The organism is Thioclava sp. ES.031 (genome assembly GCF_002563775.1).
Classification (GTDB): domain Bacteria; phylum Pseudomonadota; class Alphaproteobacteria; order Rhodobacterales; family Rhodobacteraceae; genus Thioclava.
Map to the genome: position 1 here is coordinate 657,892 of NZ_PDJO01000001.1, position 16,494 is coordinate 674,385.

Here is a 16,494-nt window from a genome sequence, read left to right on the forward strand (position 1 = left end):
CGCGCTTCGATCCGTCAACCTGTGCGCTCAGGCGGCGCGGATCGCGGGCGGCTGATCTCTCGCGATCCACGCGCCTTGTTCATAGCGCGCGCAGATCCGGCCCGCGTCATCCATCGCCTGCAGCGACAGCCAGCCATTGTCGAACAGGGTTTTAAGTTGCGGATGCCGCTCCAGCACGCCGGAGATCGCCTCCTTCGGGGCCGCGACGACGACCGAGAGCCGCAGAGGATCGTGGCGCAACTGTTCCCCGTCATGCAGGGACTGCATCGGCAGACCGACCCGCAGATCGCCGCCATTGCCCTCGAACACGCCGATACCGCCGACAACGTTGTGCAGCAGCTTGTTGCCTGCCCCGAAGACCTCGGGCGCGGTGGCTGAGCCATGATATTGCAGCGCGATCCAGCTGGTGACTACCGCAGGGGCGGTCAGGATCAGTTCCAGCGTCGCGAAGCCGTCATCCTGCCGCCAATGGTAATCGTGCAGGAAGGCTCGCCCGCCAAGATCACAGCCCAGACTGCGCGCCCTCGGTGCCACGATGAAGGCGCGGCATCCGGCCAGACCCCATTCCGGCCGCAGCTCGGACCAGTCCTTGCCGCGCCGAGGCAAATCAGCCTCGAAAGCCGCGCGGGGCAGGGCCTGCGCCCGTGCCGTCCGCGCGATTTCGCCCGCCTTCGCGAGCGCCGCCTGCAGCCGCACCAGATGCGCCTGCGGCACCGCGCCGAGCCCTTCGTCGAACAGGTGCAGCGCGTCGCTGACCGTGTCATGCAGCCCCGCGAGGAAGCGCGTCTCAGGTGGGATCGCGATACCGTTCCGCGACAGCCCCTTGCGCACCACCGGATCATTGAGCAGCTCAGCCAGAAGCCGCGCGTTCACATCGCCCGCATGACCACCGCAAGCCCCGCATTGCAGGGCGCTTGCATGCGGCGCGTTTGTGACATGCGCCCCATGCCCCGCGATCAGCACCACTGGCGCGAAATCGGAGGTAAGCGACATTGCCCGCAACACCCGGCCCGCGAGTGCGATCCGCTCGTCCGAGGGCAGGTCGAGTGCGGGCACGGGTTCAGGGGACGGGGCGTCGTCCTGCGCCATCGCCGACCCGAATAGCTTGCCCAGATAGAGTGGTCCGGCCGCCTCCACGAAGGCGAAGGACGAAACCGCGGCCAGTTTGAACCGGCCCCAGGCGCGGGTCGCGCGCCGGGTGATCCGTTCCGCCTGATCGGCCTTGCCGCCCACCGCGACCTGCGAGTTGAGCGCCGCCTCCAGCAGCACCGGCGCCCGCGCCTCGCGCTGATCCGAGGCGAGCCCGAGATGCGCGATCGGCAGGCCGAAGAACCCCGCGAAGCCACGCGTCTGCACCCCGGGATCAGCGGATTCCAGCGCCCGCCGGAACGGTTCGGAGCGCACATCGATACAGAAGATCGCCTGAATGTCCGGCGGCGGCGCGCCGGCCCTGCCTCCCGAGGTGGCGAGCTTTTCGGCCAGCGCCCGCTCCTCGGCCTGATCGGCAGCCTCCTGCAGGGCCAGATCGATGCGTAGATCGAGGCTCGGCTCCAGCGGCGCGGCATGAGCTTTCAGCGCCTGCGTCCAGGGCATGGCGAGTTGGTCGGCGAAGCAGTCGAGCAGCGCCACCTCCCAAGCGAGCCGGATCACTAACATCTCGAACCCCAGCGCGTTGCGTTCGCCCTTCAGCCCATCGGCCCAGCCGAGCCCGCGCACATATTGTGCCCAACCGCCAAGGCTCATCGCGAGCCGGTGCAGATAGAGCGGCGCGGCCTCCGCGCTCAGATCAAGCCGTCCTGTCAGTTCCGCGAAGGCTGCACGTGGATCCGTGGGCAGGCTCGCTACGAAGGCGCAGAAGCCGCGCAGTCCGTGTAAGCCCGGCGTCAGGTCGCGTAGCGCGAAAGCCCGCCACGCTTTGAAGGCCGATCCGCCCGGTGCGGGCCAGAGCGCTTGCCCCTTGTCGAAATGCCCGCCAGCCCACAGACCGACCCGGTCCGCGATCAGAGCGGGCCAATCCTGCCCGGTTTTCCGCGCCGCCAGATCGGCCAGCGTTGGATCGGGGCAAAAGGCGGGCGAAGGGGCATGAAGCGCCTTTTGCACCTGATCGGGATCGAGCCCGGCCTCGAAAGCGGCGGCGGCGATGTCCTGCTCCGTCACGCGCCCGGCCTCGAGCCACGCGGCGATCACCTCGCGCGGGGCGGTGATCCGCGCGCCCGCCACCCGCGCCAGCCGGCTCGCGGCCTGAAGGCGGCTCTCTCCGGCCTGACCGAGGTAGGGGTTTACCGCGACCGTCGCCTCCAGACCGAAGGCGGGCGGGATCTGTGCCAACGCATCTTCGGCGGCGGCAAAGAGTTGCAGTGTGGCGCCGGGAAACTGATAGCTGTGGAAACTCATTGCCTTAACCTTTCTTGAGGGGCGTCTGCCCGATCAACCGATCGGAGAGCGCGTTGAGATAGAGACCGTTCATCAGATGGACCCGCAGCCCCGCCGCAGCCGGATGGCTGCCCCAGAGCGTGAAGGTCGCCTGCGCCCAGGCTGCGAGACCGAAGCCCACGACGGTCAGGAGCATCACGAGCCAGATCAGCGGATCGGCGACGGGCGGCGGCGGCAGGGTGCCCGCCGAGAGCGCATTCGCCCCCCAATGCAGCGCGAAATAGCCAAGGGTCGCGCCCAGAGACATCAGCGTCGTGCGCCAGAACAGAGGCCAGGGTGCGGCCTCCGCCAGCCCCTGCGCGATCAGGTAGGCCACACCGAAGACGAGGATGGCACCGAGCGCGATCGCCTGTGGCGGCTCGTGCCAGAGCCCGGAGAGCGCGAGCGCCCCTCCATAGATCGCAAGCGAGAGCGCGAAAGCACGCAGCACCGCCCCGGCGCCCGGCACAGCGACAGGGCCGGGCCGGCGCTGCTGCGCCACTGCGGCGACCGCGCTGCCGGAGGACAGGAAGGCATGCGCCTTGTAGAGCGAATGCGCCACGATATGCAGCAGCGCCAGCGGGAATAGCGCCAGCCCGCATTGCAGCACCATGAAGCTCATCTGCGCACAGGTGGACCAGGCAAGCGAGGTCTTCACCGCCGATTGCGTCGTCGCCACCGCTGCCGCGATGAGTGCGCTGAGCCCGCCGATCAGCGCCAGCGCCGCCAGGACCCCGGGCGCTGCGAGCATCACGTCCGCGAAGCGGATCAGCAGGAAGCCTCCGGCATTGACCACGCCCGCATGCATCAGTGCCGAGACCGGGGTCGGGGCCTCCATCACCTCGGTCAGCCAGCCATGGGTCGGAATCAGCGCGGATTTGAACACCGCAGCGACGGCCAGAAGCCCGGCCACGATCCAGAGCGAGGACGGCCCGTTTCCGGCGCGCACGGCCTCGGCGATACGCGCGATGTCGGTGGTGCCGAAACCATACGCGAGCAGGCTCACCGCGATCAGAAGCGCGCCGCTTGCGATCAGCCCGCTAAGGGATTTCTTGCGTGCCGCCCGCTGCGCGCCGGGACGCTTGGGGTAGAAGAGCAGGAGTCGCTGCAGGCCCGAGCCGACTGCGACCCAGGCGACCATCAGTTGGAACAGGTTGCCCGCCACCACCAGAGCCAGAACGCAGGCGAGTGTCAGGCTCATCCAGCCCATGAACCAGCTTTGCCGCGCCTCGCCATCGAGGGCGACCCGCGAGAAGCGCAGCGTCACCCAGCCGACGAAGCCGACCGTCAGCGCCAGCGAGATGCTGATGATATCGCTGCGCGCCGACAGCCCGATGCCCGCCGCGCCAAGGAGCGGGCTCGTCTGAGGCCCTGACAGCGCAAGCGTCACCGCCGCGATGAGTGTAGCGAGCAGCCCCAGCACCGCGGCCAGTTCCGGCCCACGCAGGCGCGCCCCGGCCCGTGTCGCAGGTCGAAGAAGCAGATTTGTCCCGACCGCGATCAAAAGCGCCGAGGGCAGCAGTAGAAGATAAGACATGGCAACCTCCATTCCGTTCCGGGGAGAGGTAGCGGTGGTTCATCTTGAATAAAAATTCATTGTTTGCCTCATATCGTTCTGTTTAATGGAACGATGTCGGAGCTGAACTATCATCATCTGCGCTATTTCCACGAGGTCGCGAAGGACGGAAACCTGACGCGCACGGCGGATCGTTTGAACGTTTCGCAATCGGCGCTCTCGACGCAGATCCGCACATTAGAGGCGCGGATCGGGCACCAGCTGTTCGAGCGCCGCGGTCGCCAATTGGTTTTGACTGAGGTGGGTCATATCACGCTCGACTATTCGGAGCGGATTTTCGAGGCGGGCGAAGAACTTGAAGCCACGTTGCGGCAAGCTTCGGCGGGGCGTCAAGCGGTGCGCATCGGGGCGCTCTCGACGCTTTCGCGGAACTTCCAGATCGGGTTTCTCGCACCGATCATCGGGCGTCAGGATGTCGAGATCGTGCTTCGCTCAGGCAGCGCGAACGTGCTGTTCGAGGCGCTGCAGGCGATGGCGCTCGACGTGGTTCTGACGACCGAGCCGCCCGCCCGTGACGTGTTCTCGAGCTTCATCGCGCATCGCGTCGCAGAACAGAAGGTTCTCTTGCATGGCACGCCGCACCGGCTGCGGCACGCCACGCTTGAGGAGATGCTGCGCGAGGAGCCTGTGATCCTGCCCACCGACAGTTCGATCCGGACCGGGTTCGACAGTCTGATCACGCGACTCGGGCTGCGCCCGCAAGTGGCGGCGGAAGTCGACGACATGGCCATGATCCGCCTTCTGGCCCGGGAGGATGCAGGCCTTGCAATTACACCCGCGGTGGTTCTGGCCGACGAGCTTCGCGAGGGCTTGCTGGTGACCGCGCCCTTCGATCTCGATATTGGCGAGGATTTCTACGCCGTGACCCTGCAGCGCCGGTTTCCGAACCCGGTGGTAGCGGAGCTGCTGGAGAAGGCGCGCGAGCCTGAGGCGGCGAAAGCTGACTGACGCAGGAGAGCCAAGCGATAGCGCGATGGTGCGCGGCTCAGTGTTTCGTGGTGCTGACACATCGTTCGGCCCTACCGGACTTTCGATCCTGGCGACGCGAATGCCGGATTTGCGGAGCGTCCTTCTACCATGATCCCGCAGGACAGGTTCTCCGCGAGTTTAACGCCGGGTCGCGGCTTTGATCTCCAAAACTTCTGCCGACGAGTAGGGCTGACCAGTCTCGTCCACGAGGTCGTGGAACCACGCGCCGTCCGCGCCGATCTTGGCCGTGCCGGACACGCCGTCGGGCCAAGGCAGCCAGGTTTGACTGCGGCCGCGCACGAAGCCCCATTGCAACGCGCCGACGCCGGTTTCGCGAAACAGCGGAATCTGCTCGGCGATCGTGCTGTCGAGGCTGCGTGCCATCCATTCGGTGCAGATCAAGGGCCGCTTCAGCGCGCTGAGCGCCGCGATCGTCGCCTCCATTCTTGCGCGCGGCACATAGGCGTGGAAGGTCACGACATCGGAGAGTGCGAGCGCGGTTCGGTCGATTTCCGTCGTGTAGGGCGTGCCATCTCCAGGCACCGACCATGCGGCCACGGTGAGCGGCTGGCTGGGGGCGCACTCCCGTGCCCAAGCAAAGCAGTCACACATCAGAGACAGGCTCGCTTCCTCAAGCCTTTCGGGGTAGCTCTCATAGCGACCGGAGCGGAAAATCATCCGGTTTCCCGGTTCGTTATAGAGGTCCCACAAGATGACGCGGGAGTCTGCGCGAAACCGCATGACGATCGCCCTCAGATAGGTTTCAAGCTCGGGCCGGCGGGACGGATCCTCAACGATCGCTCTGCCGGGGCTGCCTACGGCGCGACTGTTATGGATGCCGGGCACGGGGTCGGGCTGCGGCCCGGGCGTTGCCGGCTTGCCAGAAAATTCGCAATCATCGAATGGGCAGAGGATGACGCCAAGACGGTGAGAGGCCGCGATGGTGAGGAAGCGGTCCACCCGGTCGAGCAGCGCGGTCCCCTCGGCCTGCCAGACGACGAAGGGCAGGTTGACGCGCACGACGTTGAACCCGATCTCGCGCGCCCAGCCCAGTTCGCGTTCGATGACCTCGGGGGCGAAATCCGCGCCGCGCCAGAACTCGACGAAGTTGACCGCGACGCTCGGCAGGTAGTTGAAGCCACAAAGCCATCCGATCTCGCGGCGCCATGTCCAGGCGCGTTCAGCGCTCCACCGGTCTGCCTGCTCAAGCCTGTCGTCTTTCATCTTGTCCTCATGGGGCTGGGAGGTCCGGAGGCGTGCGGATCGAACGCCTCCGGGGGTGACTGCGAGCGCAGTTCGGTTACTGGTCGAGGATGTCCTGCACCTCGTTCTGCGCTTCGGCGAGGGCCTTCTTCGGGTCCTTTCCGGTCAGCCAAATCGATTGCAGGTTGCGGTTCAGCGCGTCCTGGATCTTGCTGTATTCCGGCGAGGCCGGCGTATCGTGCGCGATCTTCTCGGTGCCCACGTATTCGGCACGGTGCGGCAGATCGCGATAGGCCTTGCTCTCGAGCACCGACTTGCGCACCGCCATGTGGCCCGTGCGCGCCCAATCCGCGTCGTGATTGTAGATGAAGGCTGCGACCTTCAGTGCGGCCTTGTATTTCTCCGGGTGCTGATCCTTCAGCGTCGAGGGGATCGCCCAGGTGTGGTTGTCCGCCCAGGTCGCGGGCTGGCCGAAAAGTTGCGGGAAGTCAGATACGTAGTAGTCCTTGAGGCCTGTGTCGGGGTTCTCTGCCTGCTTGGTATATTCGTTGACGACCCAAGTGCCATTGACGAGCACCGCCGCGTTGCCGTTTAGGAATTCCTGCTGGCTGTCGGCATAGTTCAGCTTGGGGTTGGCATAGCCGCCATCGAAGAGCTGGGTGATCGCCTTGACCGCGTTGAGGGCCTCGGGCGTGTCGATTGTCGCGGTGTCGCCGTCGAAGATGTTAGAGCCCTGTTGCCAGATCAGAGACAGGACCAGCCGCACGCCGATCGGGAATTGCGAGAAATCGGCGGCGAGATAGTCCTTGCCGGTCGCCTCCTTCACCTTCTTGGCTTGGGCGAGCAGTTCCTCGGGGCTGTGAGGAAGGATCGGCTTGCCGTCCTTCACGAGGCCTGCCTTCTTCATGATGTCCATGTTCACGTGCCAGAGGTTGGCGTGGAAATCCATCGGCACGGCGACGATCTTGCCGTCGTAGGTCACGGCCTTCTTCGCGCCTTCGGTCCAGTCCGACGTGTCGATGCCCGCGGCTTTGAGGTCCGGTCCAATATCGGCCAGGGCGCCCAGCGAGGCGAATTCGGGAATCGAGGAACGATGAATGACGAAGATATCGGGTGGATTGCCCGCCGCGAACATCGCCTTTACGTGGTCATAGTAATTCCCCCAATCGGTCGGCAGGGTCTTCACCGTTACATCGGGAATCTCCTTGCTGGCCGCGTTGATGATCGACTGGATGATGCAGGCTTCGCCGACGCTGGTCTTGGTGTCGGTTCCGGCATTCTCACAAGCACCGAAGAACCGCGCGAGATTGACGGTGACAGGCTCGGCCGCGGCCGGGCTTGCCAGTCCCGCCGCAAGCGCCAGGCCCAGAGCAAGATGTTTCATGGTTTCCTCCCGTATGAATGGGGCAATTGCGCCCCGGTTATCCCTTGCTTCCGCCTACGGTCATCGCTTGCACGACATAGCGCTGGAAGATCAGGAAAAGGACGACGACCGGAAGCGAGGCGATCACGCCCGAGGCCATGACGCGGCCCAGCCCTTCCGATTGCGCGAAGTTCGATTGCAGGCTCGCAAGGCCCAGCGTGATGGTGAACATTTCCTTGTGGCTCGCCGAAACCAGCGGCCAGAGATAGTCGTTCCACGCGTAGAGGAACGTAAGGATCGCAAGCGTCATCATTGCGGGACGCGCGAGGGGCAGCATCACGAACCAGAAGATCTGGAACGGTCCCACCCCGTCGATGCGCGCGGCGTCCTCGATATCCTTCGGCGCGGCCTTGAAGAACTGCATCATCAGGAAGACGCCGATCGGCACAGCCACGCGCGGCAGGATCAGCGCGCCATAGCTGTTGTGCCAGCCGAACTTGGCCAACATCGTGTAGAGCGGAATAAAGATCGCCTGTTCCGGCACCATCAGGCCGAGCAGAATGAAGATGGTGATTGCGGTCTTGAAGCGAAATTCGAGCCGGGCGAGCGCATAGCCTGCGGTCGTCGAGACGGCGAGCACCGCGAGGGTCATGCCACCTGCAACGACGATCGAGTTGAAAAACCAGCGCGGCGTATCCCCGAAGGAAAAGAGCTTTGCGTAATTGTCCCACGTGAAAGGGATCGGGATCATACCCAGCCAGGTCGAAGCGGTGGTTCGCGCCAGAACCTCGTTCGGCTGGAACGAGAGCGATACCATCCAGAGCGTCGGCACGAGCCAGATAAAGGCGGGAATGGCGAGCGCTATGCAGAGCCAGTAATAGCTACGTTTCGACGTCATTCGCTTTTCTCCCGACCGATGAGGAACTGGATCACGGCGAAGACGCTCATGATCGCGAAGAGGAAGACCGCCATGGCCGAGGCGCGCCCGATCTCGCTGTCGCGGAAAGCCGACTGGTAGATGTAGCGCACAAGCACTTGGGTGCGGTCATCCGGGCCGCCTTGCGTCATCAGGTGCGACTGCCCGAAGACCTGGAAATGCAGGATGATCTGCAAGACGACGACGAGCGTGATGGTTCGTTTGAGGTTCGGCAGGGTGATGAACCAGAACGATTTCCATCCCCGCGCATTGTCGAGTGCCGCCGCCTCGTAGATTTCGCGGTTGATGTCCTGGATCCCGGCGAGGAACAGGATCATGGCGATGCCCAGCGACCACCAGATCGTCGTGACCACGATCGCCAGCATCGCGAAATGCGGATCGGTGAGCCAGCTGACCGGAGAGCCGCCGAACACCCGGATCACGTTGTCGATCAGCCCCTGTGTGGGCGAGAACATGATCTGCCAGATCAGGGTGACGACCGTCACCGAGAGGACCTGGCTCAGGAAGAACAACGTGCGGAACACGGCCATCATCCGGGTCTCGCGATTGAGCGCGGCTGCCAGCAAAAGCGCCGCAATGGTGGTGCCCGGGGCTGCGAGCGTCACGAACAGCACCGTGTTGCCGACGGTCGGCCAGAACCTGCGATCGAACCAGCGACCGCCTTCACCGGGCGTGAAGCCGAGGAGGAGAAAGATGAGTAGAGCCGCGATCGCGATCGGGATCGCGCTGCGGCCACTCAAACGGCCCGCCCGGTGAAGTCCGAACGCGCCAGCCAGAACGGCGAGCGCGAGAAGCTGGACGAGGGGGTGCGACAGTGGCCCCCAGGTGATGTTTCGTCCCCAGAGCATGTGAACGTAATTGTGCAGCCCGACCCATTTCGCTGCCGCGGGGTTCATTGCCACTGCGAGAAGATTCCAGTCGTGCAGGCTGATCCAGACGCCTTTGAAGAAAGGGTAGACGAGAAAGGCGCAATAGGTGGCGAGAAATGGGGCCAGAAGCGCCCATGCCGCCTGCTGCTGCGAGAGCGTCCTTTTGCGTTTCCCGGTCGTTTGCCGTGCCATGCGCCTCCTCCCAAAGCTCGCATTAGCTCTTGTGCTAATAATATTAGCAATGTCAGATAGAGACCGCCACCTGTCAATGAAATTTCCTCGGATCCCGGATTTTCGCGATGCAAGAACCTGAAAAGAAAAAGCAAAAAAAAGCGAAAGTGACGATGAAGGACGTGGCCCTCGCAGCCGGGGTGTCGCAATCGACGGTATCGTTCGTGCTGAACGGGCAGGAGGACATGCGGATCGGCAAGGAGACCCGGGATCGGGTTCTCAAGGCCGCCGAGGCGCTGGATTACCGATACCGTTCAGCCGGGCGCCCGCCGTCGCGCAGTCGTCCCGCGACTTACGGTTTCATGATCGACGAAATCGCAACGAGCCCCTTCGCGTCGATCTCCATCGAGGCGTTCCAGGAACAGGCCTGGTCCGACGGCGCGCTCGTGGAGATCGCGATGACAGGGGGGGATTCGGGCTACGAACAGCAAGTTTTGCAGAAATGGCAGCGCGACGGGCTCGATGGGGTGGTCTATGCCTCGATCCTCACGCGCGAGGTGTCACCCCATGTCGCGCTCCGCAAGCATCGCGCGGTGCTGCTCAATTGCCATGACAAGGAGGGCCTGTTCCGCGCGGTGGTGCCTGCGGAGCGGCGCGGCGGCCACGCCGCAACGAGGGCGCTGATTAGCGAGGGCTATCGACGGATCGCGTTCATCGCGGGCGAAGCCTGGATGGAAGCGTCCGAGCAGCGTCAGGAGGGTTTCATCCGCGCGATGCGCGAAAGCGGCCTGGAGCCTGAACCCGAGTTGATCCGACAGGGGAATTTCATGCCGAGCGGCGGCTACCGCGAAAGCCGCGCGCTGCTCTCCCTCGATGCGCCCCCCGAAGCGATTTTCTGCGCCAACGACCTGACCGCACTCGGGTGTTACGAAGCGCTGAAGGAACATGGCGTGCGCGTCGGAGCGGATATCGCCGTGGTCGGCTACGACGACCAGGAGATCGCGCAGCACCTCTCGCCCGCGCTCTCCACCGTGCTTCTTCCGCATGGCGAGATGGGGCGCTGGTGCGCCCGGCAGCTGCGGGCGAAATCGACCCTGCTTCCGCGGGTCGAACGCATGGCCTGTCCTTTCGTTGCGCGGCAGTCGCATTTGAGAGCTCCCCACACGGCCGAATAGAGACTCGCTTCAGCTGACACTGGTTTTTCGAAAGCTCTCCCGCCCGATCCGATTTCTCGGAGCGGATCTCGTTCGTGCATGAAGATCTATTGATCGTCAGAGCCAAAAGTCGCTGACAGTTCCCCTGAAGATAAGCTGGCGAGCCCGAAGAAAAGTTGAAGGGTCTCCTATGACATCAGGGGATCGATTAGCGGATTTGAGCATACGCTTCGATAATGGCAGGGCCTCCAGGCGGGGCCGTTCATCTCGTTCAATTGCGACCACCAACGCGCGTGGAAACGCAGGCCGCCGTTGGCGAGGTCACTGCCGCGCTCACCGACGGCCGTGCTGATATCTCGGAAGGCGTCATCGTGATGAAGTATATGCCGCTCTGCCTCGCGGAGCTTGGCGAGAGCGACGAAGACCGGATGATCCGTGGTGTGCTGGATCTCTTGGTGCGTGCCGGGGAGGTCGGGGTCGGCGGCCTGCAGCAGTCGTGCGATGAGGAGGTTAATGGGCCGGGAATGGGGTAGGCCTGGAGGAGTTCAGTCGGGAGGCCAGGCTGCCGCGTAGGCCGCCTCGATCACGGTGACTTCCTCTTCCGTCAGCGTCGAGAACTCCTTGCGCAAGGCACGTCTGGATAGCGTGCCGTTGCCTTGTTCCAGAAAACCTCGCAGTAAATCCACCATTGGGGCGGGCATGTCCAGTAACGCGTCGACACTGGATTTGAACCGATCATAGCGCTCAATGTAGTCAATTTCCCTGGGTAGGTCCTGCTCGACCGTTTCCCTGACACAATCGGCGACGAACTCGGCATGCATGGTGCTGTCGAAGAAGCGGTAAAGCGCCGCTGTATCCGACAGGACTTCCACATTCCCCCGGGCCGTGGGCTTCCACTCGATGAACTCCATCATAGGCTCCGAGACGGACTTTAGAACAACGCTGTATTCCTCGATACGCCGGTGGACCACGACGCTGATCGGGAAGACCAGGCCCGTCGGGTTGAACCCGCCACGGGCCAAAACATGGTGCAGCAGATACCGATGGAGACGACCGTTCCCATCCTCGAAGGGGTGGATGTAGACAAAACCGAACGCCACCGCGGCCGCGACCACCATCGGGTCAAAACCGCCCTCGAGAGCCCGCGTTTCATAGAGTGCGATTCCCTCGAGGAGGTCAGCCAGATCTTCATGGCGGGCGCTGATATGCACCGGCTCCGGGACCCTTCCGTCGCGGCTGTGGCTACCAATGAAGCCACCCTCCTTGCGAACCCCCATCGTCACGAAGCGTGCATCTCGCAAGACAATCTGTTGCAGGCGCTCAAGCTCGCCCTGCGATAGCGGATGGCTTCCCGCCTCGCCGATTGCACGTGCCCAGCGGGCTGCTCGCTGGGGGCCTGGTTTCTCCTGCTCGATCGCAAAGGAAGCCTTGGAATCGTCAAGCAACAGGAAAGCCGCGGCGCGCGACACGATATGCTGCGGCGCCTTTCCTGTGATCTCCCTTGCCAGAGTTGGCAGTTGCAGCGCGATCAGCCGCTCGAGCTTCTGGGACCTCTGCACGAGAGGACAAAAGGCCGGGGTGCCGGGCAAGTTATCGATAATCTTGTGGCGGGCCGATCGAATCCCTGGATCGATAGCGAAATAGATGTCTGGATCGAGCGCGGGTTGATACTTCACTTTCCCAAGGTCAGGCAGGTCCAGCATCTCGCCTGTCAGCCATTCCCAAAAGAACCAAAGTCGACGCGCGACGAGGCCGGTCGCTCCCATCAAGGCTCGGGAAATCTCGGAAGGGTCTGCAACCCTTGTGACCTCATGCATGATCCGAAGATCGATGCCTTCGTTCTTGATGGCAAAGGTCAGGTGATCAAAGACGGCCTCACCCGGCCATTGCTCCGATCGAAATATCTCCCATTCCGGCTCGGACCGGCGTTCGTGGTGATCGGAGACGAGAGCCAGGCGGCGCGGCATGGGCGTGCGCAGGTCGAGCTCGCTGATCAGCCAGCCATATCCTGCAACCTGGCCTGGGCCAGGGAGCTTGCGTCCGTAGAAATTCATCACCGCGCCACGAAAATAATCACTTTGATAATGTTTAGTTAGATTTTTTTCACCAAATCTGCAAGATCATCCGCGTAGAGAACCGTCACCTCGTGTCGATTTCCTTCACTTTGAGCGCTTTTCTTTCGAATCTCGTCACTTCTGCCGCCGCCAAGCGCTCGCAGGCGTCTCAGGTCCGGTCTCCCGGGCGAAATCTTGGGACGTTCTCTCCAAGCACGCGCTTCATGGTGTCGGTGATAGACGGTAACGCTTCTCTAGATGGTGGAAGGGGCCGCGCGCGAAGCCTCTGACGTAGCGCAGCGCGCGGCTGGGCTGACGGCCACCGTGCTTCTTCGCAGTTTAGGTTTGTTCAACGACCGATGAAAACGAAGGAGGGCACGATGACTGAGATCATGATCGACCTTCCGGGCTTGATCGTCGGGAGCGATGACACGAATTTTCTGCGCGCGTTGATCCACGGCGCCGCGCAACGGCTGATGGGCATAGAACTGGTCGTCGTTCTCAGGGGGGGAGTGCGATCCGGTCTTGCACCTTGCGGCCCGCTGATCTCCCAGTTGAGAGATCTTCGAACTGTTCGGCGTGCTATCGTTGCCGATCCTCCTTTCGGAAGGACATTTCAATCCTTCCGAAGAGAGAACACTAACCGGATCGCTCAGACATAATATGCATGCAAGGTGCTGAAGTAAATATAAAAATAACTCTGGGTTGTGATGTGGTGAGCTGACGCAAGGTAAGCGTCGGCGTCTCTTGCTTAACGTCACCCCAGAGATATCACGCGTATTTGATGGGCGCTCCGGGCGTGAGCCCTGTGCAGGTGTTGAGTTCGAACACATTCGTCAGAGCTCAAAGAAAGGATTGCGAAGTTCTTGATAGACATTCAGGAAAACGGCTTCCACTGAGCGCGGACCGGCTGACAATTCTGAACATGTGCGGGTCCACCTGATCTCGCGATCTCGCGATCGCGTGCAAATTCAAGAGGCCCTCGTGATCCGAATCCGCTTAAATGGCGTATCCCTCTCATGGCCAAAACGGGGCCCAATCAGGGAGTATGAGTATGCTGAGAAGAACTTTCATGGCGGCGGTCATCGTAGGCACTGCCTTCGTTTCGACGCCGATTTACGCAGATGATCACGGCAAGATGGATATCGTCGATACCGCCGTCGGCGCAGGCAGCTTCGGTACGTTGGTCGCCGCCGTTCAGGCGGCGGGCCTCGTCGATACGCTCAAAGGCGATGGTCCTTTCACCGTCTTCGCCCCGACGGACGAGGCCTTCGCCAAACTTCCCGAAGGCACCGTCGATGACCTGCTCAAACCGGAGAACAAGGATAAGCTCACCGCGATCCTCACTTATCACGTCGTGCCGGGCAAGGTGATGTCGGGAGATTTGACCGACGGGATGATGGCTGAGACCGTCCAGGGCTCGCAGGTGACGATCAAGACCGAACCCGCAGTCATGGTCGACGATGCCAATGTCACACAGGCCGATATCGAGGCCAGCAACGGTGTGATCCATGTCATCGACACCGTGATTATGCCGAAGATGTAACAGGGCCGCCTTCGGTCTCATCCAATGTGGCGGCAGGCCATCGACACCGTTGCGCGCGCTTGACTGGTTGCAGCGCGCGCAACACTCAGTCTCGGAGTGCCAAGCGGTGTTTCGTTCAAGCCGGGTCTGACCGCTGTCGGTCCGCACAGGACACTCGTCTCCAATATTCATGCTGCCTTGCAGCTTCGCCAAGGTGGCCAGGAAAGTGCCGCGAATAGCGCCGATTTGAGATTGAGCTGGTGTCTCTCGGTTTGCGCGACGGGCCTGTTGCCCTCGATCGAGATTTTCCGCCGCATATCCGGGCGCGCACCCGGATGGCTCTGACAAGTCCGGGGTTCGCGCGGGGCCCTGAAGTAGCGTCGCGGGTGAGACGTTGGGCAGTGGAGGCCGTCACGGAAGGCAAGAGGGCGATCGGCAGCTTTTTTGATTCGCTCCAAGCGCTTGCTGATCAATTTGGGCGGCCCATGTCTTCGAGGATTTCCAATTTTTTACCATCTTTCCACTTGCGATCGCGGGTTTGCTGGTCGCTGTGCTCAATATGTTTTCAGGCGACAACACTCCGCTCAGCGTTATCGGTGGCAACGGCGGAGTAAAATCCTGCCATTGGGCGGCGCAAAAACCGGCCGCTTCGGGGTTTGGGCGCGACGCGCGCCATGAGGCGGCGGCCAGTCAGCCGCGCTCCCCAGATAGCTGGCGGTTGACTGGCTGCCTTGGCCCGTGAGGGCCAAGCCTTTATCGGCTGGATCAGGCGGTGTCGGTGGACTTGCGCGCACGGCGAAAGCTCCAAGCGGGGTGTTTTTTCCGAAACGAGGCTGGCACGACGTCAAAACTACCTGTTCGTTAGCCTTATGATGCTGCCAGCCCAAAATCGCGCGGCGAGATCGCGATATCGGCAATCGTGTAGTTGTCGAGCGTCGCCAAGAAAGCCGCCCGGGCTTCCGCCAAGGGAGAAATCAAACGGCAGGACGCTGTGATCGCTCATCCTCGTTGATCGAGCGATCTGAAGGCAGTTCATCCCATCAGCTCATCTCACAGAGAAACTGAGCTGCCGGTATCCGCGAGGACGATGGTTTGGAACCGGACACCTTCCCCGCGACGACCAGATCCTGACGCTCGCGCTGACCGAACGAACTCCCTTTTCTCGGAACACGATGTGTGAGCAGAGAACGGGGAGCATTCACTTTCAGCTATCCCGATTTCAGGGCCTTGCATGCGGCGAGCACCCGTTGCGCCGACGCCTCAGATGAATCTCGGCGGATTGACCACTGGGTCCTCGTATAACACGCTGTCAGCAAGGTGGTTTCGAGCGCAGATGCGCGGTCGCAGCGTCTGCTCATGGCCTCCCGATTGGCAGCAGAAAGCCGATTTCATCTTCGATGGCCTTGATCATGACTGACTTCATGCGCCTTGGCGTATGGGCCGTTATCGGAAACGAGTCGTTGAGTTTCGGTCGGTTCCTCATGCCGTAGTTCATCATGCCGTTGGGGAGCGGCGGCTCCACGCCTTTTGCGATCGCTAGCAAAGTGCCAGGCTGCTGCACGACGATCAGAGCGGGCGTCGGCATGCGGATTGCCCCAATCCCCCTGATCTTGTTGAGAGCCCTGCAAAGCGTCTCGGAGGACATATCCAGCAGAGAGGCGATGTCGCGCCGCTTGAGCGATATCGGCAAATGTGTCTCGGTCGTGCCGGACTGGGGCGGCAGCTGAGCGAACAATAAGGCCGCAATACGTTGAGTTGTTCCCTTGCCGCGCAGGGACGACATCCAGAGGCGCTCCTTCTCGAGCTGACGGATGGTCGCGGCGAGATAGCCTTTCTGCAACGCTTCGTGCTCGGACAGCAGCGTTTCAAAACTCGAACGCGTCATCCAGCACAGGGTAACATCCGTTGCAGCTTCCCAGGCCAGTCTGTTCTCGGTAGCACCGATATCACCAACGATGTCGCCGGTAGAGAGCAGGCTCAGGATGTGCATTTCACCGTCTTCAGTCTGGTTGACGACTTTCACGGCTCCCGAACAGAGAATGCCGATCCAGATCGCGGGTTCGCCCTGGGCAAAGATGGTCGTGCCCGACGGGAAGCGGGCGACGTGTGTTCGCATTGCCAAGGCTTTCGCCGCGCACGCGTCAATCTCCCCGAAAAATCCAATTCCATCCTCCACGAACTGGAGACAGGTCGATGTTGGTGCGCAGGTGAGTTGACTATCAAGCAGCATGTAGACCTCGCCTAAATAATTGTTTTTTCAG

At 62.4% G+C, this 16,494-nt stretch carries 13 protein-coding genes; 5 read left to right on the plus strand and 8 right to left on the minus strand.

The genetic code is table 11. The annotated features are described in order from the left end of the window. Positions 1–27: 27 nt before the first annotated feature. Positions 28–2,394, minus strand: a complete 2,367-nt coding sequence (locus tag AXZ77_RS03325; protein WP_098410022.1) for a YbcC family protein — start codon at positions 2,392–2,394, stop codon at positions 28–30. Positions 2,395–2,398: 4 nt separating this feature from the next. After that, positions 2,399–3,949 carry a proton-conducting transporter membrane subunit gene (locus AXZ77_RS03330; protein ID WP_218000464.1) on the minus strand — a complete coding sequence of 517 codons (1,551 nt, stop codon included), beginning with the start codon at positions 3,947–3,949 and terminating at the stop codon, positions 2,399–2,401. A gap of 93 nt (positions 3,950–4,042) precedes the next feature. Between AXZ77_RS03330 and AXZ77_RS03335 the strand changes: the two genes are divergently transcribed. Then, a complete protein-coding gene (locus AXZ77_RS03335) occupies positions 4,043–4,936 on the plus strand; it encodes a LysR family transcriptional regulator (RefSeq protein WP_098410024.1) in 894 nt (297 codons plus the stop codon). A gap of 159 nt (positions 4,937–5,095) precedes the next feature. On the opposite strand, the gene AXZ77_RS03340 is transcribed toward AXZ77_RS03335, so the two are convergent. The 4 genes from AXZ77_RS03340 to AXZ77_RS03355 form a co-directional block, all read right to left on the minus strand. Then, entirely contained in the window at positions 5,096–6,181 is a 1,086-nt protein-coding gene (locus tag AXZ77_RS03340; RefSeq protein ID WP_098410025.1) for a 1,4-beta-xylanase, read from the minus strand. A 76-nt stretch (positions 6,182–6,257) separates the two neighbouring features. Then, a complete protein-coding gene (locus tag AXZ77_RS03345; RefSeq protein WP_098410026.1) occupies positions 6,258–7,544 on the minus strand; it encodes an extracellular solute-binding protein in 1,287 nt (428 codons plus the stop codon). Positions 7,545–7,581: 37 nt separating this feature from the next. Beyond that, positions 7,582–8,421: a carbohydrate ABC transporter permease gene (locus tag AXZ77_RS03350; RefSeq protein ID WP_098410027.1), complete on the minus strand. Its 840-nt coding sequence runs from the start codon at positions 8,419–8,421 to the stop codon at positions 7,582–7,584. After that, a complete protein-coding gene (locus tag AXZ77_RS03355) occupies positions 8,418–9,521 on the minus strand; it encodes a carbohydrate ABC transporter permease (protein WP_098410028.1) in 1,104 nt (367 codons plus the stop codon). Before AXZ77_RS03355 ends, AXZ77_RS03350 begins: the two co-directional genes overlap by 4 nt. A 161-nt stretch (positions 9,522–9,682) precedes the next feature. Here AXZ77_RS03355 and AXZ77_RS03360 point away from each other — a divergent pair, with 161 nt between their 5' ends. Together AXZ77_RS03360 and AXZ77_RS19470 are read left to right on the plus strand one after the other, a co-directional pair. Next, entirely contained in the window at positions 9,683–10,675 is a 993-nt protein-coding gene (locus AXZ77_RS03360; protein ID WP_176535951.1) for a LacI family DNA-binding transcriptional regulator, read from the plus strand. A gap of 272 nt (positions 10,676–10,947) precedes the next feature. After that, entirely contained in the window at positions 10,948–11,187 is a 240-nt protein-coding gene (locus tag AXZ77_RS19470; protein WP_098410030.1) for a hypothetical protein, read from the plus strand. A 12-nt stretch (positions 11,188–11,199) separates the two neighbouring features. Here AXZ77_RS19470 and AXZ77_RS03370 read toward each other — a convergent pair whose 3' ends face one another. Then, positions 11,200–12,708, minus strand: coding sequence for a Fic family protein (locus AXZ77_RS03370; RefSeq protein ID WP_098410031.1), 1,509 nt, complete (start codon positions 12,706–12,708; stop codon positions 11,200–11,202). A 380-nt stretch (positions 12,709–13,088) separates the two neighbouring features. Between AXZ77_RS03370 and AXZ77_RS03375 the strand changes: the two genes are divergently transcribed. Both AXZ77_RS03375 and AXZ77_RS03380 read left to right on the plus strand, forming a co-directional pair. Beyond that, the gene (locus tag AXZ77_RS03375) at positions 13,089–13,370 is read left to right on the plus strand and encodes a hypothetical protein (protein ID WP_098410032.1); all 282 of its coding nucleotides are present in this window, start codon (positions 13,089–13,091) and stop codon (positions 13,368–13,370) included. 392 nt (positions 13,371–13,762) lie between these two features. Then, positions 13,763–14,254 (plus strand): fasciclin domain-containing protein, encoded by a 492-nt coding sequence (locus tag AXZ77_RS03380; protein WP_098410033.1) that lies wholly within the window; start codon positions 13,763–13,765, stop codon positions 14,252–14,254. Positions 14,255–15,587: 1,333 nt separating this feature from the next. Here the strand turns inward: AXZ77_RS03380 and AXZ77_RS03385 are convergent. Beyond that, complete coding sequence (locus tag AXZ77_RS03385; RefSeq protein ID WP_098410034.1) at positions 15,588–16,463, minus strand: Crp/Fnr family transcriptional regulator; 876 nt, start codon at positions 16,461–16,463, stop codon at positions 15,588–15,590. Between the last annotated feature and the right edge of the window lie 31 nt (positions 16,464–16,494).